The organism is Stenotrophomonas sp. FW305-3-2-15-E-LB1, assembly GCF_058787375.1.
In genome coordinates this window covers 1-22,701 of the sequence record NZ_JBYSZR010000046.1, presented here as the reverse complement: position 1 = coordinate 22,701, position 22,701 = coordinate 1, and the positions used below count along the sequence as shown (strand labels likewise).

Here is a 22,701-nt window from a genome sequence, read left to right as displayed (position 1 = left end):
GACCCAGCCATGTTGAAAGTGGGTCAAGCCTGCTTCCAGCAGGCTTGACCACGAACATAGGATCTCGGCTCTACAGGTGGCGCATCACAACCAGGGCAGGATCCAGTGGTCCACCAGCAGGAACGCGAACAGCGCCATCAGGTACACGATGGAGTAGTGGAACATCTTCATCGAGAACAGCTCGTCCGGCGGGTTCAGCATGCGCCAGGCGTACCAGAGGAACACGGCATTGAGCACGATTGCGCCGCCCAGGTAGAACGGGCCGCTCATGCCCACCAGGTACGGCACCACGCACACCAGCGCCAGCACCACCGAATACACCATGATCTGCTTGCGCGTGTGCACCACGCCATGGGTGACCGGCAGCATCGGGATCTTCGCCTTGGCGTAGTCCTCGCGGCGGAAGATCGCCAGCGCCCAGAAGTGCGGCGGGGTCCAGATGAAGATGATCAGCACCAGCAGCGACGAGTACGCCCAGTCGGACGAACCCTGCATGCCGGTGATCGCCGCCCAGCCCAGCATCGGCGGCATCGCGCCGGCCAGGCCGCCGATGACGATGTTCTGCGAGGTCGCGCGCTTCAGGTACACGGTGTAGATCACCGCATAGCCGATCAGCGAGGCGAAGGTCAGCACCGCGGTGATCCAGTTCACCCACAGCAGCAGGATCGCCATCGACAGCACGATCAGCACGCCGGCAAACACCAGCACCTGCCACGGCTTGACCTTGCCCACCACCAGCGGGCGCCACGAGGTGCGTGCCATCTGCGCATCGATGTGCGCATCCAGCAGCTGGTTGATGGCGGCGGCAGCCGAAGCGGCCAGCCAGATGCCGAGGAAGCCGAGCGCACCGGCGCGCACCTGTTCCCAGCTGGGCACGCCCGGAATGGCCAGGACCATGCCGACCAGGGCGGTGAAGACGATCAGGGCCACGACCTTGGGTTTGGTCAGGTCCCAGTACTGGCGGTAATTGGAAAACATGGAATCAGTCCGGGGCACGCAGGCGGGCCAGCAGGCTGACCAGTACGAACAACAGGGCGACGGCCACGCCGTTGTGGGCCACGGCCACTTCCAGCGGCAGGGCCAGCTTCACGTTGAGGATGCCCAGGGTGATCTGCAGCACCAGCAGCGCCACCAGCGCGCTGGCCCAGCCACGCATGCTGGGCACGCGGAACAGGCGCAGGCCCAGCCACAACAGGTAGGCCGCCACCACGATCGCAAACAGGCGGTGCGCCATCTGGATGGCGATGCGCGAGGCGCCATCCAGCACGCCGCCTTCGTAATCCACGCCGATGCCGCGCCACAGGGTGAAGCCTTCGGCGAAGTTGTGCTGCGGCCACCACTGGTTGGCACAGCGCGGGAAATTATCCAGTGAAGCGCTGCCGCCGCCGCAGGCCAGCGCCGCATAGTTGGCGCTGACCCAGCCACCGAGAGCGATCTGGGTGACCAGCACTGCCACGCCGATGCGCAGCAGCCACTTCAGCTTGGGCGCTTCGGCCAGGGTGATCGGCAGGTGGGTCGCACGCCAGGCCATCCACACCAGCAGCGCGAACATCAGCATGCCGCCCAGCAGGTGGCCCATCACGACGATGGGTTTCAGCAGCAGGGTCACGGTCCACATGCCCAGCAGCGCCTGGAAGATCACCACGGCCAGCGTCAGCAGGGCCGCACGCGCCAGGTCGATGTTGCTCCAGCGCAGTGCTGCCAGCAGCAGGATCGCCTCGCCCACCAGGGCCAGGGCGCTGGCCGTGCCGTGCCAGCCCATCATGTACAGCGGTATGCCGGCGGCCACCAGTACGCAGGCGGTCACCACCGCCGTGCTTCCGAAGCGCCGCTTGCGGGTGGCCAGCAGGGCCAGGGTGAGGATCTCGATGCCCAGCGCGCCGGCCAGGAAGCGGTGTACCTGCTCGCGCCAGGCCTTGTGGGTTTCCAGCGGGCGGATCTCGGCGGCGGGGTGGCCGATGGTTTCTTCCACGTGCTGCGGCCAGGTGGCCTGGCCATAGCAGGTCGGCCAGTCCGGGCAGCTCAGGCCGGCATCGGACAGGCGGACGAAGGCACCGAACATGATCGTGCTGGCGGTCATGATCATGGCGAACCACGCCAGGCGGTGGAAGTTGCGATGCAGCGCCGGGCGCGCGGAAAGGCTCATCAAACAGGACTCACTTCAGTTTCAGCAACGTGGCCATGTCCTTGCGCAGGCCACCCAGGTCGGAACCGGGGGCATGGCGCATGATCACGAAGCCGTTCGGATCGATCACGTAGACCGGCAGTCCCGCCGGATCATCGACGCCCGGCAGGGCCGCGCGCAGGGCTGGCGACGGGGCCAGCGGCCGCAGCGCGGGCAGCGAGGCGATCGACGCCGGTGGCGTTCCCAGCCACAGGATCTCGACATTATCGGCGTTATGGCCGAACAGCTGCCACACCTTGCCCAGTCCCTGCGACAAAGTGACGCACTGCGCGTCACAGGCGCCGGCAGGGGCTACCAGCAGGCGCCAGGTCCGCGCTTCGGGGTTCCACGGGTAGGCCTGGCCGTTGGCCAGGGTCGGCGGCTGCTGGCGCAGGTCCACCGGCGGCTCCAGCAGCTGGCCGGCATTGCGGTGCGCGGTCGGCTGCCAGCCGGTGAAGCGCAGCACGGCGGCCAGCGCCATCGCCCCGAAGAACACGGCGAACAGCAGCACCAGGGTCCGGCGGCCGGAACCGCGCGCCTGCGGGGACGTAGCAGTGTTCATGCGGGGCATTTTCTCACGGTTGGGAAAGGGATGCCGGTAGTGCCGGCCGTTGGCCGGCAGCAGGAAACCGGGGGATGCCGGCCAGCGGCCGGCACTACCGGGCCATGGGGCGCTTCCTGCGGCGCTCCAGCACCAGGGCCACCACCAGCACGGTCAGGGCCAGGCCGAACCACTGCACGGCATAGCCCAGGTGGCGCTGTGGCGGCAGCGTGTTCGGCAGCAGATCGAGGTCGCGCTCATCGCCAAACGGCAGGGCCGGGTCCAGTCGCAGCACCCGGTCAGGCAGCGCGGCCAGCCCCAGCGCGCGGGCCAGGCCGTCGGCCGGCAGGCGGCTGGCCAGCCAGCGCCCGGCCTCGCCGGTGGGCGACAGCGCCGACCCCAACGCCAGGCCGGCCGCGGGCGGCGGCGCCAGCAGCCCGCGTACCGCCACCGGCGAAGGCGGCGCCGGCAGCTGCGGCAACGTGCGATCCGGCGGCAGCGCGCGCCAGCCGAGGTCGACCAGCAGCACGCTGCCGCCGTCACTCTGGAAGGGCCGATAGATCTTCACCCCGGCACGGCCGTGGCGCATCTGGTTGTCCAGCAGCACCACCCCGGGCAGGAAGCGGCCATGGTCGGCCACGCCATGCAGCGCACCGGGCGCGGCCAGGGCCTGCGCCAGTGGCAGCGCCTGCGCCACCGCCGGCCCCTGCGCATCCAGCATCGCCTGCTTGGCGTGCATGCGCTGCAGCTGCCAGAACCCCAATGCGGTGAACGCGGCCATCGCCAGCACCGCCAGCAACCAGCCGATCACGCGCGTGTGCTGGCGCATCATGACAAGTCCGCGCAAACGCGGTCAGATAGGCGCATCCATCCTGCCCTCGAGCCGCGCATGAGTGATTCGCTGAAGACCCTGCTGGTAATCGCGTTTCTGATCGTCATCGTCTGGAATCTGGGCGCCGGCCTGTATTACCTGCTGGTCGACCGCGGCCAGACCAAGCGCACGGTCAACGCACTGACACGCCGCATCGGGGTGTCGGTGGCCCTGATCGTACTGGTGATCGTGTGCATCTACATGGGCTGGATCAAGCCGCACGGCATCGGCGGCTGAGGCCGCCGTCGCCCGCGCGGTCAAAGCACGTAGACGAACATGAAGAGCATCAGCCACACCACGTCGACGAAGTGCCAGTACCACGCGGCGGCTTCGAACGCGAAGTGGTTGTCGCGGGTGAAATGGCCCTTGGCCGAGCGCAGCCACATCACGATCAGCATGATCGTGCCCAGCAGCACGTGCGCGCCGTGGAAGCCGGTCAGCATGAAGAACGTCGAACCGTAGATGCCCGAACCCAGGGTCAGGTTCAGCTCCTTGTAGGCGTGGATGTACTCCTCCGCCTGCAGGGTGAGGAAGCCCAGGCCGAGCAGCACGGTCACGCCCAGCCAGACCAGCAGCTGGCGGCGGTTGCCGGCCTTCAACGCATGGTGGGCGATGGTCAGGGTCACGCCGGAGGTCAGCAGGATCAGCGTGTTGATCAGCGGCAGGCCCCAGGCCGGGATGGTCTGGAACGCACCGCCGATGGCGGCCGGCCCGTTGGTCGGCCAGCCTGCGGAATAGCCCTGCCACAGCAGCTCGTTGGTCATCACCCCGCGGCCTTCGCCGCTGAGCCAGGACAGGCCCAGGTTGCGCGTGTAGAACAGCGCGCCGAAGAAGGCCCCGAAGAACATCACTTCGGAGAAGATGAACCAGACCATGCCCATCCGGAACGAGCCGTCGACCTGGCGGTTGTAGTGGCCGGCCTGCGATTCGCGCACCACGTCGCTGAACCACCAGAACAGGGTCAGCACCAGCATCGCGATGCCGATGTAGAAGGTCCAGCGCCCCCAGCTGGCATCGTTGAGCCAGCTGGCCACGCCGACCATGGTCACCATCATCGCGATGGAGCCCACGAACGGCCACCGGCTCTGGGCCGGGACGAAGTACACGTTGGCGTCGGTCGGTGTCTGGGCCATGTCGGTATCCGGGTCAGGGAGCGGCGTGCGCGCCTTCCGAGGTGGCGGCAGGTGCCAGCCGGTCGGACAGCGCGTCGTTGCGGTAGAAGGTGTAGGACAAGGTGATCGTCCTGATTTCCGGCGGCAGGTCCGGATCGACGATGAAGCGCACGGGCATGTCGCGCTTCTCGCCGGCCTGCAGCGTCTGCGCGGTGAAACAGAAGCATTCGGTCTTGCTGAAGAAGCCCGACGCGCGCGCCGGTGCCACTGAAGGCACCGCGCTGCCGACCACGGCGTTGGCGCTGTCGTTGCGGGCGAAGTACAGCGCTTCGTTGAGTTCGCCCGGCACCACGTCCATGGTCAGCTGCTCGGGATGGAACGACCACGGCAGCCGCGAATTGACGCCGCCATCGAACTCCACGCGCACGGTGCGCTTGCCGGCCGCAGCGCCGGTGCTGGCCTCGCTGCCGGGGCCGCGCTCCAGGCGCACGCCGAAGACCTTCTCGCAGGCGATGCGGTACAGCGGCACCAGCGAGAACGTCAGCAGGAACACCGCCACCGCCACGCCGATCAGGCGCGGCAGCCCGGCACTGCGGGACGGAGCGGTGGCCGGCGCCTCGCTCATCGGCCGATCACCCCGCTGAGGATGAAGCCGACGTAGACCAGCACCGCGATGGCACCGACCCACAGGGCGGTGCGCCTGGCGCGCTGGCGTTGCTGGTAGAGCCGACCGTTGGTCGGCTGCATCTCGCCAGTCGACCAACGGTCGACTCTACCGGTCGGCTGCTCTTCGCGAGTCGACTGACAGTCGACCCTACCGATCGGAAGCGGGCTCTCGTTATGCATGCCCCACCTCAATGCGTGATGTCGTCATGGGCCAGATCCCCCGGGCGGATGGTCGGCGGCGTGGTGAAGGTATGCGCCGGCGCCGGCGACGGCAGCGTCCACTCCAGGCCGCGCGCACCTTCCCACGAACGGGCCTCGGCTTTCTCGCCATTGCGCAGCGAGGACAGCAGGATCGCGGCCATCATGAACGGCGTGGCGAACATGCCGAACGCACCGATCGAGCTGATCAGGTTCCAGTCGGCGAAGGCCACGCTGTAATCGGGGATTCGGCGCGGCATGCCGGCCAGGCCGAGGAAGTGCTGCGGGAAGAACAGCAGGTTGACGAACACGATCGACCACCAGAAGTGCACCTTGGCCCACTTCTCGCTGTACATGCGCCCGGTCCACTTCGGCCACCAGTAGTACACCGCGGCGATCAGCGCGAACACCGCGCCGGTCACCAGCACGTAGTGGAAGTGGGCGACCACGAAGTAGGTGTCGTGGTACTGGAAGTCGGCGGCCACGATCGCCAGCATCAGGCCGGAGAAGCCACCGATGGTGAACAGGATGACGAAGGCCACCGACCACAGCATCGGCGCCTCGAACGTCAGCGAGCCACGCCACATGGTGCTGACCCAGTTGAACACCTTCACGCCGGTCGGGATCGAGATCAGCATGGTGGCGAACATGAAGTAGATCTCGCCGCCCAGCGGCATGCCCACGGTGAACATGTGGTGGGCCCAGACGATGAACGACAGGAAGGCGATCGCGGCGGTGGCGTACACCATTGCCTGGTAGCCGAACAGCGGCTTGCGGCTGAAGGTCGGGATGATCTCGCTGACCACGCCGAAGGCGGGCAGGATCATGATGTAGACCTCGGGATGGCCGAAGAACCAGAAGATGTGCTGGTACATCACCGGGTCACCGCCACCGGCGGCGTTGAAGAAGCTGGTGCCGAAGAACTTGTCGGTCAGCAGCATGGTCACCGCGCCGGCCAGCACCGGCATCACCGCGATCAGCAGGAAGGCGGTGATCAGCCAGGCCCAGCAGAAAATCGGCATCTTCAGCAGGTCGATGCCCGGCGCGCGCATGTTGAGCACGGTGGCGATGATGTTGATCGCGCCCATGATCGAGCTGATGCCCGCGACGTGGATGGCGAACACGCTGAAGGCCACGTTGTAGCCGCCCTGCAGCGACAGCGGCGGGTACAGCGTCCAGCCACCGGCCGGCGCACCACCGGGCAGGAACAGGGTCAGCAGCAGCAGGCTGAAGGCCACCGGCAGCAGCCAGAACGACCAGTTGTTCATGCGCGGCAGGGCCATGTCCGGCGCGCCGATCTGCAGCGGGATCATCCAGTTGGCCAGGCCGACGAAGGCCGGCATCACGCCGCCGAAGATCATCACCAGCGCATGCACGGTGGTCATCTGGTTGAAGAACTCGGGCTTGACGAACTGCAGGCCCGGCTGCGCCAGTTCGGCCCGGATCACCACGCTCATCGCCGCACCGATGATGAACATGATGAAGCTGAAGCCCAGGTACAGCGTGCCGATGTCCTTGTGGTTGGTCGAGAAGAACCAACGCTCGAAGAAGCTCTGGTGGTGGTGGTGATCGTCGTGCCCAACTGCCGAGTGCGCCATCGCAAAACACCTCTCAGAATCGGTTGTCGCCACGGCCGCGAACGGCCGCGGGCTTTACATCACGCGCCGCTGGCTGCGGTGGCAGGGGTATCGCCGGCTTCGGCCGCCGCCGGTGCGGCCGGCGCTGCCGGCGCCTCGCCTGCCGGTGCCGCCGGTTCGGCCGGTGCCGCAGGCGTGGCAGGCGCAGCCGGTGCCGGCTTGCGCTGCGCCAGCCACTGCTTGAAGTCTTCCTTCGACACCGCCTCGACCACGATCGGCATGAAGCCATGGTCCTTGCCGCACAGTTCGGCGCACTGCCCGCGGTACACGCCGGGCTGCTCGATGCTGGTCCAGGCCTCGTTGATGAAGCCGGGGATGGCGTCCTGCTTCCAGCCCAGCGCCGGTACCCACCAGGCATGGATCACGTCATCAGAAGTGATGACGAAGCGCACCTTGGTGTCCACCGGCAGCACCAGGCGGTTGTCCACGTCCAGCAGGTAATGCGGGTGGCTTTCTCGGGTGGGCACCACGCCACTCTGCCGCACGCGGTCGGACTCGCGGTCCAGGCGGCTGGTGAAGGTGACGTTCTCGCCGAGGTATTCGTACTTCCACATCCACTGGTAGCCGGTGACCTTCACCGTCATCTCGGCATCGCGGGTGTCGTACATCTTGATCAGGTTGGCCGTGGCCGGCCACGCCATCACGATCAGGATGATCACCGGGATCACCGTCCAGATCACCTCGGCCTTGGTGTTGTGGCTGAAGGTGGCGGCCACCGCGCCCTTGGATTTGCGGAACTTGAAGATGGCGTAGGCCATCGCCCCGAACACGATGACGCCGATCACCGTGCAGATGATCAACGACAGGTTGTTCGACTCCCAGGCCAGGCGTGAGGTCTGGGTCACTCCCTTGCCCATGTTCAGCTGCCACGGCTTGGGATCGGCGGCCTGCGCCCATGCCCATGCCGGAACCAGTCCCCCGGCCACCAGGCTGGCGACCGTTGCAACGCACTTCGTGCCCCACCTGCTGCTTTGCTTCATTGCCTAGACCCTTAGCGTCGTCGGTTGCCGCCATCGCTGGCGGCGAGCAAGCCTTCAAGCATTTCAGCGAGCGTCTGGCGTTCGGCCGGCGCGAGGAAACTCCCCACCTCCACCTGCCGTCCGCTGGATGCCAGCCGGACCCTCTCGTCGTCGGTGAGCAGGCGCACCCAATGGGGGTGGGCCCGGAACACCGGCGATCCACCAGGTACGGGGATGACCTCCACGCACGCCGGCACGACTCGGATCTCCTCCTGCCGTTCACCGCTGCGCCACAAGGCGCGCAAGGCGGCTGCCAGCAACAGGCTGTACAGCAGCGCGAACAGGGGGGCGAATGCATTGCCGGCCAACCACCCGAGGGCGGAGACCAGCCACATCGCACCCGACAACACGGCAAACAACAGGATGAACTGCCGGGCATCGAGCGCCCGTGGGGGACGCAGCCGCAGCTGCGTACCTGACCCATCCGGAGCTAGAAGCACCTCGATCATGTCGCAACCGCGTTCCTGCCGCGGGAAACGTCTCGATGGTAGCCCCGCCCTCTCACCGGTAGCAAGGGTCCATTCACACTTTTTCCCATGTTGCAATACAGCATGACCCCGGCGGTGCGAATGACGAATTCAGCACAAATACTGTCGAGCTTGCTGAACACGCTGAATCCACCACCGCTAGGGGCTATCAGCCCTCTACAAAGGTGTCTGCGGGGCACTTCCGCAGGGCGCAAAAATGATTAAAATCGCCAAGTTTTCCATAGGCCGGATCGGCATGAACGCACCCTCCTCCTCCCCTGCCGCCCACGACGCCCCGCGTCCGGGCGCGCTGCTGTCGCCGGAACTGCCGGCGTCCCCCAACCCGTTCCGCCAGGCCATCACCGATGCCTGGTTGAAGGACGAGGCCAGCCACGTGCGCGAGCTGCTGGCGCAGGCCCGGCTGCCCGCCGAGGAGCAGGCCCGCGTGCAGGCGCTGGCCGCCGACCTGGTCGGCCGGGTGCGCGTGCGCGCCAAGGACCAGGGGGCGATTGAAGCCTTCATGCGCCAGTACGACCTGGGCAGCGAGGAAGGCGTGCTGCTGATGTGCGTGGCCGAGGCGCTGCTGCGCATTCCGGACCAGGACACCGCCGACAAGCTGATCCGCGACAAGCTGGCCGACGCCGACTGGGAAAAGCACCTCGGCGGCAGCGACTCGGTGCTGGTCAACGCCTCCACCTGGGGCCTGATGCTGACCGGCAAGCTGGTGCAGATGAACGACGCCACCCGCGCCGACGCCCCCAGCGCCTTCAAGCGCCTGGTCGGCCGCGTCGGTGAGCCGGTGGTGCGCCTGGCCGTGCGCCAGGCCATGAAGATCATGGGCCACCAGTTCGTCATGGGCCGCACCATCAGCGAAGCGCTGTCGCGCTCGCACAAGGGCGACAACGCCAGCTACCGCTACTCGTTCGACATGCTGGGCGAAGGCGCGCTGACCATGAAGGACGCGCTGCGCTACCTGGAAGACTACCGCCGTGCGATCCACGCCATCGGCGGCGATCACAAGGCACGCGGCGGCCGTCCCGACGGCGACGTCAACAACGCCCCGGGCATCTCCATCAAGCTGTCGGCGCTGTACCCGCGCTACGAGCACGCCAAGCGCGAGCGCGTGCTGACCGACCTGGTGCCGGGCGTGCTGGAACTGGCACAGCTGGCCAAGAGCTACGGCATCGGCTGCACCGTCGACGCCGAAGAGTCCGACCGCCTGGAACTGTCGCTGGACATCATCGAACAGGTGTTCGGCGATGCCTCGCTGGCGGGCTGGGATGGCTTCGGCGTGGTCGTGCAGGCCTACCAGAAGCGCACCCCGTACACGATCGACCACCTGGCCGACATGGCGCGCCGCGCTGGTCGCCGCCTGCAGGTGCGCCTGGTCAAGGGCGCCTACTGGGATGCCGAGATCAAGCGCGCGCAGATCGAAGGCTACCCGGGCTACCCGGTGTTCACCCGCAAGCAGAACACCGACGTGTCCTACCTGGCGTGCGCCAAGCGCCTGTTCACCCATGCCGACGCGATCTACCCGATGTTCGCCACGCACAACGCGCACACCATCGCAGCGGTGCGCAGCATCGCCAACGGCGGCGTGTACGAGCACCAGAAGCTGCACGGCATGGGCGACGACCTGTACGCCGAAGTGGTGCCGGCCGACCGCCTGGGCCTGCCGTGCCGCGTGTATGCGCCGGTCGGTTCGCATGAAGACCTGCTGCCGTACCTGGTGCGCCGCCTGCTGGAAAACGGCGCCAACTCCAGCTTCGTCAACCGCATCACCGACGAACGCGTGCCGATCGCCGACCTGATCCGCGATCCGGTCGAGATGGTCGCCTCGTTCGCCTCGATCCCCCACCCGAAGATCCCGCTGCCGGTTGACCTGCTGTGCAGCCAGAACCACGACAGGAAGAACTCCATGGGCGCCAACCTCGCCAACGACAACGAACTGCGCGCCCTGGCCGAGCAGATCAACGCGGCTGTGAAACCTTGGCAGGCCGCTCCGCTGGTACCGGGTGCCAACCCGGCCGACGCTGCGCTGCCGGTGACCAACCCGGCCGACACCCGCGAGGTGGTCGGCCAGTGGCTGGCCGCCGATGCCGCCACCGTGCAGAAGGCCCTGGCCAATGCCGTGGCCGCGCAGCCGGCCTGGAACCGCACCCCGGCCGCCAGCCGCGCCGCCATCCTCGAGCACGCCGCCGACCAGCTGGAAGCGCGCATGCCGGAATTCATGGCGCTGTGCGTGAAGGAAGCCGGCAAGAGCCTGCCCGACAGCATCGCCGAAGTGCGCGAAGCCGTGGATTTCCTGCGCTACTACGCCAAGCAGGCGCGCGAGCAGTTCAGCCACGCCGAGAAGCTGCCCAGCCCGACCGGTGAATCCAACGAACTGCAGCTGCACGGCCGCGGCGTGTTCGTCTGCATCAGCCCGTGGAACTTCCCGCTGGCGATCTTCCTGGGCCAGGTGGCTGCCGCACTGGCCGCCGGCAACAGCGTCATCGCCAAGCCGGCCGAACAGACCAACCTGATCGGCTACTACGCGGTGAAGCTGCTGCACGACGCCGGCGTGCCGGCTGAAGTGGTGCAGTTCCTGCCGGGCGACGGCGCCACCGTCGGTGCCGCGCTGACCGCCGACCCGCGCGTGGCCGGCGTGGCCTTCACCGGTTCCACCGACACCGCCCGTGCGATCAACCGCGCGATGGCCGCACGTGACGCCGCCATCGGCGTGCTGATCGCCGAGACCGGCGGCCAGAATGCCTTCATCGCCGACTCCTCGGCGCTGCCGGAACAGCTGGTCAAGGACGCGATCGGTTCGGCCTTCACCTCCGCCGGCCAGCGCTGCTCGGCCGCGCGCGTGCTGTTCGTGCAGGACGACATCGCCGACAAGGTGATGACCATGCTGGCTGGTGCGATGAAGGAACTGAAGGTCGGCAACCCCGGCCTGCTGTCCACCGACGTCGGTCCGGTGATCGACGCCGATGCGCTGAAGATCCTGCAGGACCACGCCGAGCGCATGGACCGCGAAGCGCGCCTGATCGCTGCTGCCGAGCTGTCGGCCGAAGCGGCCAACGGCACCTTCTTCGCACCGCGTGCGTATGAGCTGAAGGACCTGGGCCAGCTGCAGAAGGAAGTGTTCGGCCCGGTGCTGCACGTCATCCGCTGGAAGGGCGACCAGCTGGATGCGGTGATCGACCAGATCAATGCCACCGGCTACGGCCTGACCCTGGGCGTGCATTCGCGCATCGACGAGACCGTCGACCGCATCAGCAACGGCGTCCACGTCGGCAACGTCTACGTCAACCGCAACCAGATCGGTGCGGTGGTCGGCGTGCAGCCGTTCGGCGGCCAGGGCCTGTCCGGCACCGGCCCGAAGGCCGGCGGTCCGCACTACCTGCTGCGCTTCGCCACTGAAAAGACGGTGACGGTGAACACCACCGCTGCCGGTGGCAACGCCTCGCTGCTGACCCTGGGCGACTGATCGCCTGCGTCATGCGGTGAACGAAAAACCCCGCGAAAGCGGGGTTTTTTGTGCCATCACGCCACCACGCTGAACCGGTTGTCCGCACGCTCGGCCAGCGCGTCCTGCACCCGCGCGATGCGCGTTTCCAGATCGCCTTCCAGCAGCATGTACGCGACACCCCGCGCCTGCAGTTCGCGCACGTACCACGCATGCTGCTGCGCACGGAACGACTCGCCCACCCGCGTGCCATCCTGGTCGAACGCAATGTCCGGCGCACACAGGAACAGCAGGTCGTAGCGCCGCAGCGCCGCCTGCAGCAGCGCCTGCGGGGCCGTGCCGAACATCCAGCCGCTGTAGCCCAAGGTCACCAGCGGCGTGGTATCGCAGAACAGCCAGCGCTGCGCCGCCAGCGCGGCTGCCTCCTCACGCCGGGGCTGCTCCTCGGCAATGCGCAGCAGATCCTGCGCCTGCAGCTCACCGCCCTGCGCTTCCCACAGCGTGCGACCGTACTCGGGCACCCACTGCGTACCCATGCGTTCGGCCAGCACGCGCGCCAGCGTGGTCTTGCCGGTGGACTCGCCGCCGATGAACGCCACGCGCTGCACGTAGGCCGCGTACACCTCCGCTGAAAGACTCTGCCGGTGTGCATGCGGATCGGCGCGCAGCTGGGTGCCACTGGCCTGGCCGACATCGACGCTGCGCTCCAGCCGCTGGTGCTGCACGGGTGCGTTGAAATGCCCGGCCAGCGCAGCCGCGAAGCCATCGCCGTAGTCCTCGCCGGTGAACACCGCCTGCACCGGCCCACCCAACAGGTGCAGGCACAGCCAGGCGGTGAAATCGCGCTGCGCCTGCTCGCTGTCATCGTCCCGTGGCAGCACGCGCGGTGGCAGACCGTGCTGTTCGCAGAGCGCCGCCAGGCGTGCATCGTCCAGCACCGCAACCGTCGCCTGCGGGAAGCGCGCACGCAGCCAGCGCTCGCGGCGCGCAGCGCTGTAGCCGGCAAAGCCGGGCTGCGACCAGCTGATCACCAGCAAGGTCCGGCAGCGGGAGGCCGCAAAGTCGATCAGGCGTTCGTGGCCGCGGTGCAGCGGGCAGAACTTGCCCACCACCAGCCCCCGCTCGACGCGCTCAGGCAGCGGCATCGGCCGCCCTGGCCTCGGCACGCATCAGGTTGCGCCAATGGCGCAGCGCCACCAGCGCATTGATCCAGAAGCCGATGTAGAGGATCGAGGTCAGGTGCAGGCCGCGGCTGTAGTACAGCGGCACGGCGATGGTGTTGACCAGCAGCCACACCCACCACGATTCCAGCTTGCGCCGCATCATCAGGATCTGCGCGATCACGCTCAGCACCAGCACCGCCGAATCGATGTAGGGCGCGTAGGCATGGGTGAGGCGGGTCAGCATCCAGCCGTAGGCAACGGTGGCCACCACCGCCAGTGGCAGCAGCCAGGCCCACGCCCGCGGGCGCACCGGGGTGATCGGCAGGGGCGCGCCGTGGTCGCCGCGCAGCCACTGCCACCAGCCCAGCACGCTGATGGCGATGAAGAAGAACTGCAGCACCATGTCCGCATACAGGTGCGAACGCTCGAACACCGCCGCGAACAAGGCGCAGCCGACGATGCCCATCCACCACGTGTGCACGTTGTTGCGCCCGGCCAGCAGGATCGAGCCGGCGACGGCAATGTTGGCAGCCAGCTCCAGCTGGAAGTTCGGATCGGTCAGGTTCATGGCGCCATTGTCGTTGATCCGCGCGCCGAACGTGGATGGCACAGGTACCCGTTCCGTGCACGCCCTGCGTAAATGCTGCATGTAGATCCACGCCATGCGTGGATGGGCCTTACACGCGGGCCATGAAGGCTTCCACCGCCCCACCCTCGCATTTCCAATCCGCATACACGCCCACCATCCCGCACTCGGCGCAGCGGCAACCGATATAGAGCCAGTGGACGTCCTGCGTCCCCTCATACAGCGCCACGCCGCAGTGGATCGACAACGCCGCGTTGTCGCACATGCAGACGTGCTCATCCAGATTGGCGTCCGCCAGGTACTCTGCGCTGTCGAACATCAGGTGCGATTCCCCGCACGCCACGCAGTCGCGGCGAGCAACCCCTTCCACCTCGTCGTCAAACAGATGGAAGCGGGCCGAACCACAGCTGCACAGCGCCGCGCGGAACAACGTGGCCGGGTAGCCCGCCGCCCTGCTGTAGTTGCCGATCACCGCGGCGATGTCGCCGTCCTCGTCGCCGTACCAGTACTTGCCCTTGCGCGTGAGCGCCATCGTTGCCTCCAGCAGGAATCCATCCACCGTGATTGTGCCTGTGCGGTAGATCCATGCCATGCGTGGATGGCTCCTCCCACAAAAAGAAAGCCCCGCTTGCGCGGGGCTCCCTCGTGCTGCTTCAGGCCGCGGCCTGGATCAGAACTTGTACTGCATCGAAGCGGCCAGCACGTCGCCGGTCACCTTGTACTTGCCGGTCACGGTGTTGCCGGTGGCCGAGGTCGAGGTGATGTTCGGGTCCTTGGTGAACAGGTGGGTGTAGCCCACGCTGTACTCCATCTTCTCCGACGGGGCCCAGGTCAGACCCAGCGACAGCCACTTGCGGGTGGTGTCCGGCACACGCACGTCGCGGTGGGCATCGGTGGTCGGGGTCTGGTCGTACGCCACACCGCCACGCAGGGTCAGCTGCTCGTTCAGACGGTACTCGGTACCGATCGACGCGAAGGTGGTGTCGCGGTAGTGGAACGGCAGCACGCTGTCGGGCTGGTTGGAATCGTAGTCAACCGTGACCTGGTCGAACTTGCTCCACGCGGTGCGCGAGACGTCGGCCATGATCTTCCACTGGTCGTTCACGCGGTGGCTGACGCTGACCGTGGCGCTGGCCGGCAGGGTGATGGTGGCGCGACCGTTGCTGTCCACGAAGGTGCCCGGGGCAGCGCTGGCCAGGAAGGTCTGCGCCGCCGGGGTCATGGTGAAGTCAGCCTTGCCGTCGGTGATCTTGTGTTCCACTTCCGAGCGGTAGCTGAAGGCGATGTTGGTGCCTTCCACCGGGCTGACGGTCATGCCCAGGGTGTAACCCACGGACACTTCGTCGCCCTTGATGCGCAGGTAGCCATCGGCGGTACCCGGGGCGAAGCCCAGCTGGGCCGCCTGGGCAGCGGCCTGACGGGCAGCCGCAGCGGCCTGGGCGGCGGTGCCACCGGCAGCCAGCACGGCGGCGGAGGCGCGCTGCTGGGCGCTGGCGTTGATGGCGGTGCCGGCATCGACGGCGCTGGTCAGGTCAACGTCCAGGCGCTCGACGAACACCGACGCACCGAAGGACAGGTACGGGTTCACGTCGTAGGAGAACGCGGCACCCAGGTCGACGGCCTGCAGTTCGGTCTTCACGCCGTTGTAGCGGCCCACCCAGTCACGGTCGTATTCGGTCTTGAAGCCGAACGGCACCGACAGCGACACACCGAAGTGCATGTTGTCCTTTTCGCCGAACGGCACGTGGAAGTACGCGGCCGGAACCGGGGCGATCATGCCGGCGTCGCCGCCGTTGCCGCCGGAAATCGGGGCGCCGTTGCCGTACTGGCCTTCGCCACGGAACTTGGCGCCGAAGCTGATGGCGCTGACGTCACCCTGGAACTGGGTGCCGTCGAGCAGGCGCATCGAGGCCGGGTTGGTGGCAACCACCGAGGCATCGCCTTCGGCGGAGGTGGAGCCGGCGAACGCACGGCCCAGGCCCTTGGCGCTGTTTTCCTTCAGCTGGAAGGCAGCGGCATTGGCATCGGCGGCGGCCAGCGCACCGGCAACGCCGACGGCCAGCAGGGTCAGTCGGGCAATGGTGGAAGCAGTTTGCATCGTGTTCTCTCTCCGGTAAGCGGTGATGGTGCTCTGAGTGCGCCTGCGCCTACCGGACCCGCAAAGGTCCGCCAGAACGCGCCGGATTCCCCTCCCGACATACGACGCCGTATGCGAGTATTACCCAGAGCCGTTAATGAAACAATAACAGCAGCGGCCGTAATTCCGGTGCGAAAACTGAACAGGCGCCACGCCCGCGCATAGTCCCGGCACGCTAGGCTAGCGCCCATGTTCGTGTCTCTCCCGTCCCGCAAGAAGGCCACGCTGCGCTGGGCTACACCCGTGCTGTTTGCGGCACTGTGGCTGGCGTTCCTGTGGTCGATCTCGCGCCCGGGGGACGCCCGCAACAGCCTCTGGCTGGACTGGGGCGCCCTGTCCACCGGCCTGACCCACCCGCTGGACTGGTGGGCGACCCTGCAGGACGGCAGCGTGCTGCGGTTGTTCACCGCCCTGTTCCTGCACGCTGACTGGTCACACCTGCTGGGCAACCTGGTGTTCCTGCTCATCTTCGGCCTGCCCGCCGAACGGGTGCTGGGGCCCTGGCGCCTGATGCTGCTGTTCCTGGTGGGGGGCGCGGTGTCCAACCTGGTGGCGATCTACACCATGGGCAGCCCGGACCAGATCATCATCGGCGCCAGCGGCGCGGTGTCGGCCATGATCGGCGCCTACCTGGCCCTGTTCCCGGCCGCCCGGCTGGGCGTGGTCATCCCGCTGGGCCTGTTCCTGGAATTCGTGCGCGCACCGGCCTACCTGCTGATCGGCGTCTGGGCCGCACTGCAGGTGGTGTTCGCCCACATCGGCCCGAGCTTCGGCATGGTGGCCTGGTGGGCGCACATCGGCGGCTTCGTGTTCGGCCTGCTCTACGGCGTGTACGTGCGCGCGGCCATCGCCCGCAAGCTGCGCAAGCGCCACGGCTTCTGAGCACCTGAAACGCAGTCGAGCTTGCTCGACTGCAGTTCGTCGCCGGGCGTGGCCCGGCGCTACCTCAGGGCTTGGCCGGGGTTTCGGCCGGCTTGGCCGCAGGCTTCGGTTCGGGCTTCGGCTCTGCCTTCGCATCGGGCGTCGCCTCAGGCTTCGGCGCCGGCTTTGCCGCCGCTGCCTTCGCCGCCTTCTCCGCATCGGCCTTGGCCGCCTCGGCCTTCAGGCGCGCAGCCACCGAACCCGGGTTCTTCAGTTCGGCCAGGGCATCGTTGATCGGGGCATCGCCCGGCAGCACCGCGCCGGCGCGGTAGCCCTCGGTGCCTTCATCATCGCCACGCAGATGGCCCGGCAGGGTCGCCTCGCTGTAATCGCTCAGGCTGGCCGGCAGTGCATCTTCCTCCGGCGTCGGCGCCGGCTTCAGCTCCACGTCGGGCACGATGCCGGTGGCCTGGATCGACTTGCCGCTGGGCGTGTAATAGCGCGCGGTGGTCAGCTTGACCGAATCGCCGTTGTCCAGCGGCAGCACGGTCTGCACCGAGCCCTTGCCGAAGGTGCGGCTGCCGACCACGCGCGCGCGCTTGTTGTCGCGCAGCGCACCGGCCAGCACTTCGGATGCGCTGGCCGAACCGGCATCGGTCAACACCACCACCGGTGCGCCCTTCAGCAGGTCGCCCGGGGTCGCATCGAAGCGCGCATCGCTGATGCTGATGCGGCCGCGGGTGCTGACGATGTTGCCCTTGTCGAGCAGGTCATCGGCCACCTGCACCGCAGCGGTCAGCAGGCCACCGGGATTGCTGCGCAGGTCCAGCACCAGGCCCTTGAGCTGGCCACCGGCCTGCTTCTGCAGCTGCTGCACGTGCTTCTGGAAATCAGAACCGGTATCGGCCTGGAAGGTGCTCAGGCGGATGTAGCCGTAGCCCGGTTCGAGCATGCGGCTCTTCACGCTGGTCACGCGGATGGTCTGGCGGGTCAGGCTGACATCGAACGGCTTGGGCTTGCCGTCGCGCACGATGGTCAGCACCACCTTGCTGCCAGCGGGGCCACGCAGCGGTTCGCTGGCATCGATGGCACTGATCGGCTTGCCGTCGATGGCGATGATCAGGTCGCCGGCAAGAATGCCGGCCTTGGCCGCCGGCGTGTCGTCGATCGGCGAGATGACCTTCATGCTGGCGTTGTCCGGCTGCTGCTGCAGCTCCACGCCGATGCCTTCGTAGGCGCCGTTGGCCTGTTCGTCGAAGGCCTCGGCGTCTTCCTTGTTGAAGTAGGTGCTGTGCGGATCGAGGTCCAGCAGCAGGCCGCGCACCGCCGACTGCATAAGCTTGTTGTCATCGACCGGATCGACATAGGCGGCGCGGACCGCGTTGTACACCGAGACGAAGCGACGGATGTCTTCCAGCGGCACCTTCGAGGTCACCGCCTCCTCGTTGCTCGCTGCCTGGCCGGAGGTATCGGTGGCGGCCGGCGCAGTCTGCTGCGCCCAGGACAGCGCTGGCATCAGGGCCAGCAAGAGGGTGGCGGTACGGGCTGCGCGCATGGATCACTCCTGTCGACGGTGGCATCGTGCCCAAGGCACATTCCCCGATTATGCGCGAAGCGTAGCTAAATTCCCGTTGAATCCGGCCCTGCCCGCAGTGCCTTCGATTCAGCGCCGCTGCAGCCAGCTGTCCGGGTTGACCGGCTGCCCGCCACGGCGCAGCTCGAAGTACAGCGCGGTGACGCCCTGGCCACCGGAATTGCCGACCTTGGCCACCGCATCGCCACGGCTGACCCGCGCGCCGGCATCCTTCAGCAGTGTGTCGTTGTGTGCGTACAGGCTCATGTAGCCGTTGCCGTGGTCGACGATCAGGATCATGCCGTAGCCGGTCATCCAGTCGGAGAACACGACGGTGCCATCGGCCACGGCGGTGACGGTGCTGCCGGCCGGCGCGCCGATCAGCACGCCGCTGCTGGTGCGCCCGTCGGGCAGCTTGGCGCCATAGCGGGCCAGCAGGTTGCCGGACAGCGGCCAGCCCAGCCCACCCACCTTCGGCGCAGGCGCAGAGGCCACGGCCGGCGGCACCTTGGTCGGCGGCGGCGGGCGGCCTTCGGCCTTGGCCTGGCGTGCCGCCTTCTCGGCAGCGGCCTTCTCGGCGGCTGCCTTGCGCGCGGCGGCGCGGCGTTCGGCCTCGGCACGGGCCGCCGCTGCGCGCAGGTTGGCCAGCAGCGTTTCCAGTGCCTTGGCATCCTGGCCGAGCGCCTGTTCCTTCTCGCGCCGGTCCTTGAACCGTTCTTCCAGCGAGGCCACGGTCTGCGCGCGATCGCGGCGATCGGCGGCCAGCGTGGCCGCCTGCTGCTTCTGGTCGCGCTGCGCGCCCTGCAGGGTCTGTCTGCGCTCGGCAATCTGGGCCTGCAGCGTCTCCAGTTCCTTCAGGTCGCCGGTGAGGGTGGCGATGCGCTGGGCGCGCTCGCGCTGCAGGTAACGGTGATACGCCAGGGCGCGGTTGGCATCGGCCACCGTGTCCTGCGACAGCAGCAGCTTGAGCGGGGCATGGTTGCCCAGCTGGTAGGCCGCACGCAGCAGCCCGGCCAGTTCGCGGTTCTGCTGGGCCAGGTTGGCCTGCAGGGTCGCGCGGCGCTGCTCGGCCTCGGCCAGGGCCTGGTTCTGCTCGCGCAGCGCGGTTTCGGTCTGTGCCAGCGCCCGGCCGCTGCGCGCGACCTTTTCATCCGCATCGCGCAACTGCCGCGAGGCCTGCCCGCGCTGGCCTTCGATCTGCCGGCGCTCCTGCGCAACGCCCTTCAGTTCGGTGCGCAGCTTCTGCAGCTTGCGCTCGGCCTCGCGGGTAGAGGCGGTCTGCGCGCTGCCCGGCAGGGGAACCGCCAGGGCCAAGGCCAGCCCCAGCAACAGGCAACGCCCGGCGCGGGCAGCGGCGGTGTGATGTCGGCGTGAGGGGAAGACGTTGTCGCGCAAGGGCTTTCCAGTGACTTCAGGCAGTTGCAGGGGGTGCCCGGGAATGGTGACATCAACGCACGCGGCCTGCCAGCCGCACAACAACGAGGTCCCCCATGAAAACGCTCTCCATTCCGCTGCTGTTGGGCGCGCTGCTGGTCGCCGGCCCGCTCGGCGCGCAGGACAACATCAGCAAGGTCAACGGCAGCATCAGCGCCGATCCGGGCCAGCGCTACGGCAAGCTGGACACCGTCAACGGTGGCATCCGCGTCGGTGATGGCGTCGAGACCGGCAGCATCGACACCGTCAACGGCGGCGTCACCGTGGCCGACCGCGCACACACCGGCAGCATCGAGACGGTCAACGGCAGCGTGCGCCTGGGCCGTGAGGTCATCGCCCGCGGCGATGTCAGCACGGTCAACGGCAGCATCTTCAGCGACCACGGCAGCCAGATCGAGGGCGGCGTGGAAACAGTCAACGGTGGCATCGGCCTGGTCAACAGCCGCGTGCGCCAGGACGTGGAGACGGTCAACGGCGACATCACCGTGGGCATCGGCTCGCAGGTCGATGGTGGCCTGCGCGTGCGCAAGCCGAACTTCAGCGTTTCGCTCACCGCCAGCCGCAAGCCGCGCGTGATCATCGGCCCGAACGCCGTGGTCGAAGGCGCCCTGCTGTTCGAACGCGAGGTGGTGCTGTACGTGCACCGCACCGCGCGCGTCGGACCGATCACCGGTGCCGAGCCGATCCCGTTCGACACCGATACCGCGCCGGCGGACTGAGTCCCCGGCGCTGCAGTACGGGGAATGTTCCCCTTCACCGGCCGCGCCCGGCGTGGCCATCCCTCGTGTATCCAGGAAACGACGATGCCCCGCAAACTCCTCCTGTGCCTGGCCGCCGCGGCCGCGCTCAGCGCCTGCAAAGGCGAAGACACTTCCACCCCGGCACCGGCCGCCAGCCCCGACGCTGCGGCCACCCCGGCGGCCCACACCTTCTCGCCCGGCATCAACGCCGCCGACTTCAGCGAGATGGTCAAGACGCTGGCCTCGGACGAGTTCGAAGGCCGCGCCCCGGGCAGCAAGGGCGAAGAGCTGACGGTCAACTACATCCGCGACCAGATGCAGCGCATCGGCCTGCAGCCGGGCAACGGTGACAGCTGGTTCCAGGACGTGCCGATGACCGAGACCACGGCCGACGAATCGACCGTGCTGAAGATCACCCAGGGCGGCAAGACCACCGAGCTGAAGTTCGGTACCGACATGGTGGTGGGCACCCGTACCGGCCAGGCTGAGGTGAAGGTCGATGCCAGCGACCTGGTGTTCGTCGGCTACGGCGTCGATGCGCCGGAACAGAAGTGGAACGATTACGCCGGCCAGGACTGGAAGGGCAAGACGGTCGTCATGTTCGTCAATGACCCGGGCTTCCACGTCGACGACGAGAAGTTGTTCGACGGCAAGCGCATGACCTACTACGGGCGCTGGACCTACAAGTTCGAGGAGGCCGCACGCAAGGGTGCTGCCGCCGCGCTGATCGTGCACGACACTGCCGGTGCGTCCTATGGCTGGGACGTGGTGAAGAACTCCTGGGCCGGCCCGCAGTACGACCTGCCGGCCAAGGATGATCCGGAAACCCGCATCCCGGTGCAGGGCTGGCTGAGCGCGGAGGCAGCCAAGGCGCTGTTCGCCGGTGCCGGCCTGGACCTGGCGCAGGCCTACAAGGACGCCAGCAAGCGCGGCTTCAAGCCGGTGCCGCTGAAGGCCACGGCCGCCGTCGACCTGAAGAGCCAGATCGCGCAGAAGCAGTCGCGCAACGTGGTGGGCGTGCTGCCGGGCAGCAAGCGTGCCGACGAAGCCGTGCTGTACATGGCCCACTGGGACCACCTCGGCAAGCATGAAGGCGAAGAAGGCGACAACATCTACAACGGCGCCGTGGACAACGCCACCGGCGTGGCGGGCATCCTCGAAGTGGCCGAAGCCATGGCCCACCAGGATCCCAAGCCGGAGCGTTCGGTGGTGTTCCTGGCGGTGACCCTGGAAGAGTCCGGCCTGCTGGGTTCCAAGTACTACGTAGCCCACCCGACCTTCCCGCTGGACAAGATCGCCGGTGTGATCAACATCGATGCGATGTCGGTGGCCGGCCGTGCCAAGGACGTGACGGTGACCGGCTTCGGCAGCTCGGAGCTGGAGGACATCCTCAAGCCGCTGGCCGCCGCACAGGACCGCACCCTGCACGGTGAGACCTCGGTGCAGAGTGGCTTCTACTTCCGCTCGGACCACTTCAACTTCGCCAAGGCCGGCGTGCCGGCGCTGTATGCCGACGGTGGCGAGGACCTGCGCGACGGCGGCGTCGAAGCGGGCCGCAAGGCGGCTGCCGATTACGGCAACAACCGTTACCACGGGCCGAAGGATGAGTTCGATGCCACCACGTGGAAGCTGGATGGCACCGTGGAAGACCTGGAGCTGATGTACGGCGTGGGCAAGGAACTGGCCGGCGGTGATCGCTGGCCGAACTGGTATGAAGGCAATCCCTTCAAGGCCGCCCGCGACGAGATGATGAAGAACAAGGCTCCGGCCCCGTAGAGTCGAGCTTGCTCGACTGATGGGCTTTGAGGTCCAGGCGGCGCCCCACGGGGCGCCGCCTTTTTTTGTGGGCGGGTGGGCAGTCCACGCATGGCGTGGATCTACCGGGGGGCTGTTGGTAGCTGCCAACCTTGGTTGGCACCGCGCAACGCGCGGCGACGCCGGCATCGTGATTATCCGCGCGCAAAGAAAAACCCCGCTGCGTCAGCAGCGGGGTTTTGGGTGTAAACCCTGGCGATGACCTACTCTCGCATGGCTTGAGCCACACTACCATCGGCGCAGCTGCGTTTCACTTCCGAGTT

General features: G+C 67.6%; 21 protein-coding genes. 5 read left to right on the top strand and 16 right to left on the bottom strand.

Annotated elements, in window-relative coordinates; translation table 11 throughout:
* Positions 1 to 84: 84 nt before the first annotated feature.
* The 4 genes from cyoE to AC3WL7_RS20770 form a co-directional block, all read right to left on the bottom strand.
* Complete coding sequence (gene cyoE / locus AC3WL7_RS20785; protein WP_295518699.1) at positions 85 to 978, bottom strand: heme o synthase; 894 nt, start codon at positions 976 to 978, stop codon at positions 85 to 87.
* A gap of 4 nt (positions 979 to 982) precedes the next feature.
* On the bottom strand, positions 983 to 2,146 hold the full coding sequence (locus AC3WL7_RS20780; protein WP_492752901.1) for a COX15/CtaA family protein: 1,164 nt from the start codon (positions 2,144 to 2,146) through the stop codon (positions 983 to 985).
* A gap of 10 nt (positions 2,147 to 2,156) precedes the next feature.
* Positions 2,157 to 2,726 (bottom strand): redox-active disulfide-containing membrane protein, encoded by a 570-nt coding sequence (locus tag AC3WL7_RS20775; RefSeq protein ID WP_108745778.1) that lies wholly within the window; start codon positions 2,724 to 2,726, stop codon positions 2,157 to 2,159.
* A 94-nt stretch (positions 2,727 to 2,820) separates the two neighbouring features.
* Complete coding sequence (locus AC3WL7_RS20770) at positions 2,821 to 3,537, bottom strand: SURF1 family protein (protein ID WP_492752899.1); 717 nt, start codon at positions 3,535 to 3,537, stop codon at positions 2,821 to 2,823.
* Positions 3,538 to 3,594: 57 nt separating this feature from the next.
* On the opposite strand from AC3WL7_RS20770, the gene AC3WL7_RS20765 reads away from it, so the two are divergent.
* The gene (locus AC3WL7_RS20765) at positions 3,595 to 3,813 is read left to right on the top strand and encodes a twin transmembrane helix small protein (protein WP_049468560.1); all 219 of its coding nucleotides are present in this window, start codon (positions 3,595 to 3,597) and stop codon (positions 3,811 to 3,813) included.
* Positions 3,814 to 3,833: 20 nt separating this feature from the next.
* Here the strand turns inward: AC3WL7_RS20765 and AC3WL7_RS20760 are convergent, their stop codons facing one another.
* Genes AC3WL7_RS20760 through AC3WL7_RS20735 form a run of 6 tightly spaced genes read right to left on the bottom strand, consistent with a single transcriptional unit; the run spans position 3,834 to position 8,657 of the window.
* A complete protein-coding gene (locus AC3WL7_RS20760; RefSeq protein WP_079225028.1) occupies positions 3,834 to 4,709 on the bottom strand; it encodes a cytochrome c oxidase subunit 3 in 876 nt (291 codons plus the stop codon).
* 13 nt (positions 4,710 to 4,722) lie between these two features.
* Positions 4,723 to 5,313 (bottom strand): cytochrome c oxidase assembly protein, encoded by a 591-nt coding sequence (locus tag AC3WL7_RS20755; RefSeq protein ID WP_079225026.1) that lies wholly within the window; start codon positions 5,311 to 5,313, stop codon positions 4,723 to 4,725.
* Positions 5,310 to 5,534 (bottom strand): hypothetical protein, encoded by a 225-nt coding sequence (locus AC3WL7_RS20750; protein WP_492752897.1) that lies wholly within the window; start codon positions 5,532 to 5,534, stop codon positions 5,310 to 5,312. The genes AC3WL7_RS20755 and AC3WL7_RS20750 overlap by 4 nt, the downstream gene beginning before the upstream one ends.
* Before the next feature lie 8 nt (positions 5,535 to 5,542).
* On the bottom strand, positions 5,543 to 7,150 hold the full coding sequence (gene ctaD, locus AC3WL7_RS20745; RefSeq protein ID WP_057497455.1) for a cytochrome c oxidase subunit I: 1,608 nt from the start codon (positions 7,148 to 7,150) through the stop codon (positions 5,543 to 5,545).
* Positions 7,151 to 7,209: 59 nt separating this feature from the next.
* Positions 7,210 to 8,169, bottom strand: a complete 960-nt coding sequence (gene coxB, locus AC3WL7_RS20740) for a cytochrome c oxidase subunit II (RefSeq protein WP_492752894.1) — start codon at positions 8,167 to 8,169, stop codon at positions 7,210 to 7,212.
* A gap of 11 nt (positions 8,170 to 8,180) precedes the next feature.
* Complete coding sequence (locus AC3WL7_RS20735; RefSeq protein ID WP_492752893.1) at positions 8,181 to 8,657, bottom strand: DUF2244 domain-containing protein; 477 nt, start codon at positions 8,655 to 8,657, stop codon at positions 8,181 to 8,183.
* A gap of 274 nt (positions 8,658 to 8,931) precedes the next feature.
* On the opposite strand from AC3WL7_RS20735, the gene putA reads away from it, so the two are divergent.
* Entirely contained in the window at positions 8,932 to 12,150 is a 3,219-nt protein-coding gene (putA, locus tag AC3WL7_RS20730; RefSeq protein ID WP_492752892.1) for a bifunctional proline dehydrogenase/L-glutamate gamma-semialdehyde dehydrogenase PutA, read from the top strand.
* Positions 12,151 to 12,206: 56 nt separating this feature from the next.
* Here putA and AC3WL7_RS20725 read toward each other — a convergent pair whose 3' ends face one another.
* The 4 genes from AC3WL7_RS20725 to AC3WL7_RS20710 all read right to left on the bottom strand — a co-directional run bounded on the left by AC3WL7_RS20725 (position 12,207) and on the right by AC3WL7_RS20710 (position 15,976).
* Positions 12,207 to 13,274, bottom strand: coding sequence for an AAA family ATPase (locus tag AC3WL7_RS20725; RefSeq protein WP_492752890.1), 1,068 nt, complete (start codon positions 13,272 to 13,274; stop codon positions 12,207 to 12,209).
* Positions 13,261 to 13,860, bottom strand: coding sequence for a nicotinamide riboside transporter PnuC (gene pnuC / locus AC3WL7_RS20720; protein ID WP_200733651.1), 600 nt, complete (start codon positions 13,858 to 13,860; stop codon positions 13,261 to 13,263). The genes AC3WL7_RS20725 and pnuC overlap by 14 nt, the downstream gene beginning before the upstream one ends.
* Positions 13,861 to 13,969: 109 nt before the next feature.
* The gene (locus tag AC3WL7_RS20715; RefSeq protein WP_492752889.1) at positions 13,970 to 14,470 is read right to left on the bottom strand and encodes a hypothetical protein; all 501 of its coding nucleotides are present in this window, start codon (positions 14,468 to 14,470) and stop codon (positions 13,970 to 13,972) included.
* 78 nt (positions 14,471 to 14,548) lie between these two features.
* Complete coding sequence (locus tag AC3WL7_RS20710; RefSeq protein ID WP_492752887.1) at positions 14,549 to 15,976, bottom strand: outer membrane protein transport protein; 1,428 nt, start codon at positions 15,974 to 15,976, stop codon at positions 14,549 to 14,551.
* A 228-nt stretch (positions 15,977 to 16,204) separates the two neighbouring features.
* On the opposite strand from AC3WL7_RS20710, the gene AC3WL7_RS20705 reads away from it, so the two are divergent.
* Positions 16,205 to 16,897: a rhomboid family intramembrane serine protease gene (locus tag AC3WL7_RS20705; RefSeq protein WP_079225019.1), complete on the top strand. Its 693-nt coding sequence runs from the start codon at positions 16,205 to 16,207 to the stop codon at positions 16,895 to 16,897.
* A gap of 64 nt (positions 16,898 to 16,961) precedes the next feature.
* Here the strand turns inward: AC3WL7_RS20705 and AC3WL7_RS20700 are convergent, their stop codons facing one another.
* On the bottom strand, positions 16,962 to 18,431 hold the full coding sequence (locus AC3WL7_RS20700; RefSeq protein ID WP_313143148.1) for a S41 family peptidase: 1,470 nt from the start codon (positions 18,429 to 18,431) through the stop codon (positions 16,962 to 16,964).
* A gap of 108 nt (positions 18,432 to 18,539) precedes the next feature.
* Complete coding sequence (locus tag AC3WL7_RS20695; protein WP_492752885.1) at positions 18,540 to 19,844, bottom strand: murein hydrolase activator EnvC family protein; 1,305 nt, start codon at positions 19,842 to 19,844, stop codon at positions 18,540 to 18,542.
* Positions 19,845 to 19,939: 95 nt separating this feature from the next.
* Here AC3WL7_RS20695 and AC3WL7_RS20690 point away from each other — a divergent pair, with 95 nt between their 5' ends.
* Together AC3WL7_RS20690 and AC3WL7_RS20685 are read left to right on the top strand one after the other, a co-directional pair.
* Entirely contained in the window at positions 19,940 to 20,602 is a 663-nt protein-coding gene (locus AC3WL7_RS20690; RefSeq protein WP_492752884.1) for a DUF4097 family beta strand repeat-containing protein, read from the top strand.
* Positions 20,603 to 20,686: 84 nt separating this feature from the next.
* A complete protein-coding gene (locus AC3WL7_RS20685; RefSeq protein WP_200733658.1) occupies positions 20,687 to 22,399 on the top strand; it encodes a M28 family metallopeptidase in 1,713 nt (570 codons plus the stop codon).
* Positions 22,400 to 22,701: the final 302 nt, after the last annotated feature.

Excerpts from the sequence above, each read along its gene's own strand:
- AC3WL7_RS20770 (WP_492752899.1), bottom strand. The coding sequence starts at position 3,537 with ATGATGCGCCAGCACACGCGCGTGATCGGCTGGTTGCTGGCGGTGCTG.
- ctaD (WP_057497455.1), bottom strand. The coding sequence starts at position 7,150 with ATGGCGCACTCGGCAGTTGGGCACGACGATCACCACCACCACCAGAGC.
- AC3WL7_RS20715 (WP_492752889.1), bottom strand. The coding sequence starts at position 14,470 with ATGGCATGGATCTACCGCACAGGCACAATCACGGTGGATGGATTCCTG.
- AC3WL7_RS20685 (WP_200733658.1), top strand. The coding sequence starts at position 20,687 with ATGCCCCGCAAACTCCTCCTGTGCCTGGCCGCCGCGGCCGCGCTCAGC.
- AC3WL7_RS20765 (WP_049468560.1), top strand. The coding sequence starts at position 3,595 with ATGAGTGATTCGCTGAAGACCCTGCTGGTAATCGCGTTTCTGATCGTC.
- AC3WL7_RS20735 (WP_492752893.1), bottom strand. The coding sequence starts at position 8,657 with ATGATCGAGGTGCTTCTAGCTCCGGATGGGTCAGGTACGCAGCTGCGG.
- AC3WL7_RS20705 (WP_079225019.1), top strand. The coding sequence starts at position 16,205 with ATGTTCGTGTCTCTCCCGTCCCGCAAGAAGGCCACGCTGCGCTGGGCT.
- pnuC (WP_200733651.1), bottom strand. The coding sequence starts at position 13,860 with ATGAACCTGACCGATCCGAACTTCCAGCTGGAGCTGGCTGCCAACATT.
- putA (WP_492752892.1), top strand. The coding sequence starts at position 8,932 with ATGAACGCACCCTCCTCCTCCCCTGCCGCCCACGACGCCCCGCGTCCG.
- AC3WL7_RS20755 (WP_079225026.1), bottom strand. The coding sequence starts at position 5,313 with ATGAGCGAGGCGCCGGCCACCGCTCCGTCCCGCAGTGCCGGGCTGCCG.
- AC3WL7_RS20700 (WP_313143148.1), bottom strand. The coding sequence starts at position 18,431 with ATGCGCGCAGCCCGTACCGCCACCCTCTTGCTGGCCCTGATGCCAGCG.
- AC3WL7_RS20780 (WP_492752901.1), bottom strand. The coding sequence starts at position 2,146 with ATGAGCCTTTCCGCGCGCCCGGCGCTGCATCGCAACTTCCACCGCCTG.
- AC3WL7_RS20725 (WP_492752890.1), bottom strand. The coding sequence starts at position 13,274 with ATGCCGCTGCCTGAGCGCGTCGAGCGGGGGCTGGTGGTGGGCAAGTTC.
- AC3WL7_RS20775 (WP_108745778.1), bottom strand. The coding sequence starts at position 2,726 with ATGAACACTGCTACGTCCCCGCAGGCGCGCGGTTCCGGCCGCCGGACC.
- coxB (WP_492752894.1), bottom strand. The coding sequence starts at position 8,169 with ATGAAGCAAAGCAGCAGGTGGGGCACGAAGTGCGTTGCAACGGTCGCC.
- AC3WL7_RS20690 (WP_492752884.1), top strand. The coding sequence starts at position 19,940 with ATGAAAACGCTCTCCATTCCGCTGCTGTTGGGCGCGCTGCTGGTCGCC.
- cyoE (WP_295518699.1), bottom strand. The coding sequence starts at position 978 with ATGTTTTCCAATTACCGCCAGTACTGGGACCTGACCAAACCCAAGGTC.
- AC3WL7_RS20760 (WP_079225028.1), bottom strand. The coding sequence starts at position 4,709 with ATGGCCCAGACACCGACCGACGCCAACGTGTACTTCGTCCCGGCCCAG.
- AC3WL7_RS20710 (WP_492752887.1), bottom strand. The coding sequence starts at position 15,976 with ATGCAAACTGCTTCCACCATTGCCCGACTGACCCTGCTGGCCGTCGGC.
- AC3WL7_RS20750 (WP_492752897.1), bottom strand. The coding sequence starts at position 5,534 with ATGCATAACGAGAGCCCGCTTCCGATCGGTAGGGTCGACTGTCAGTCG.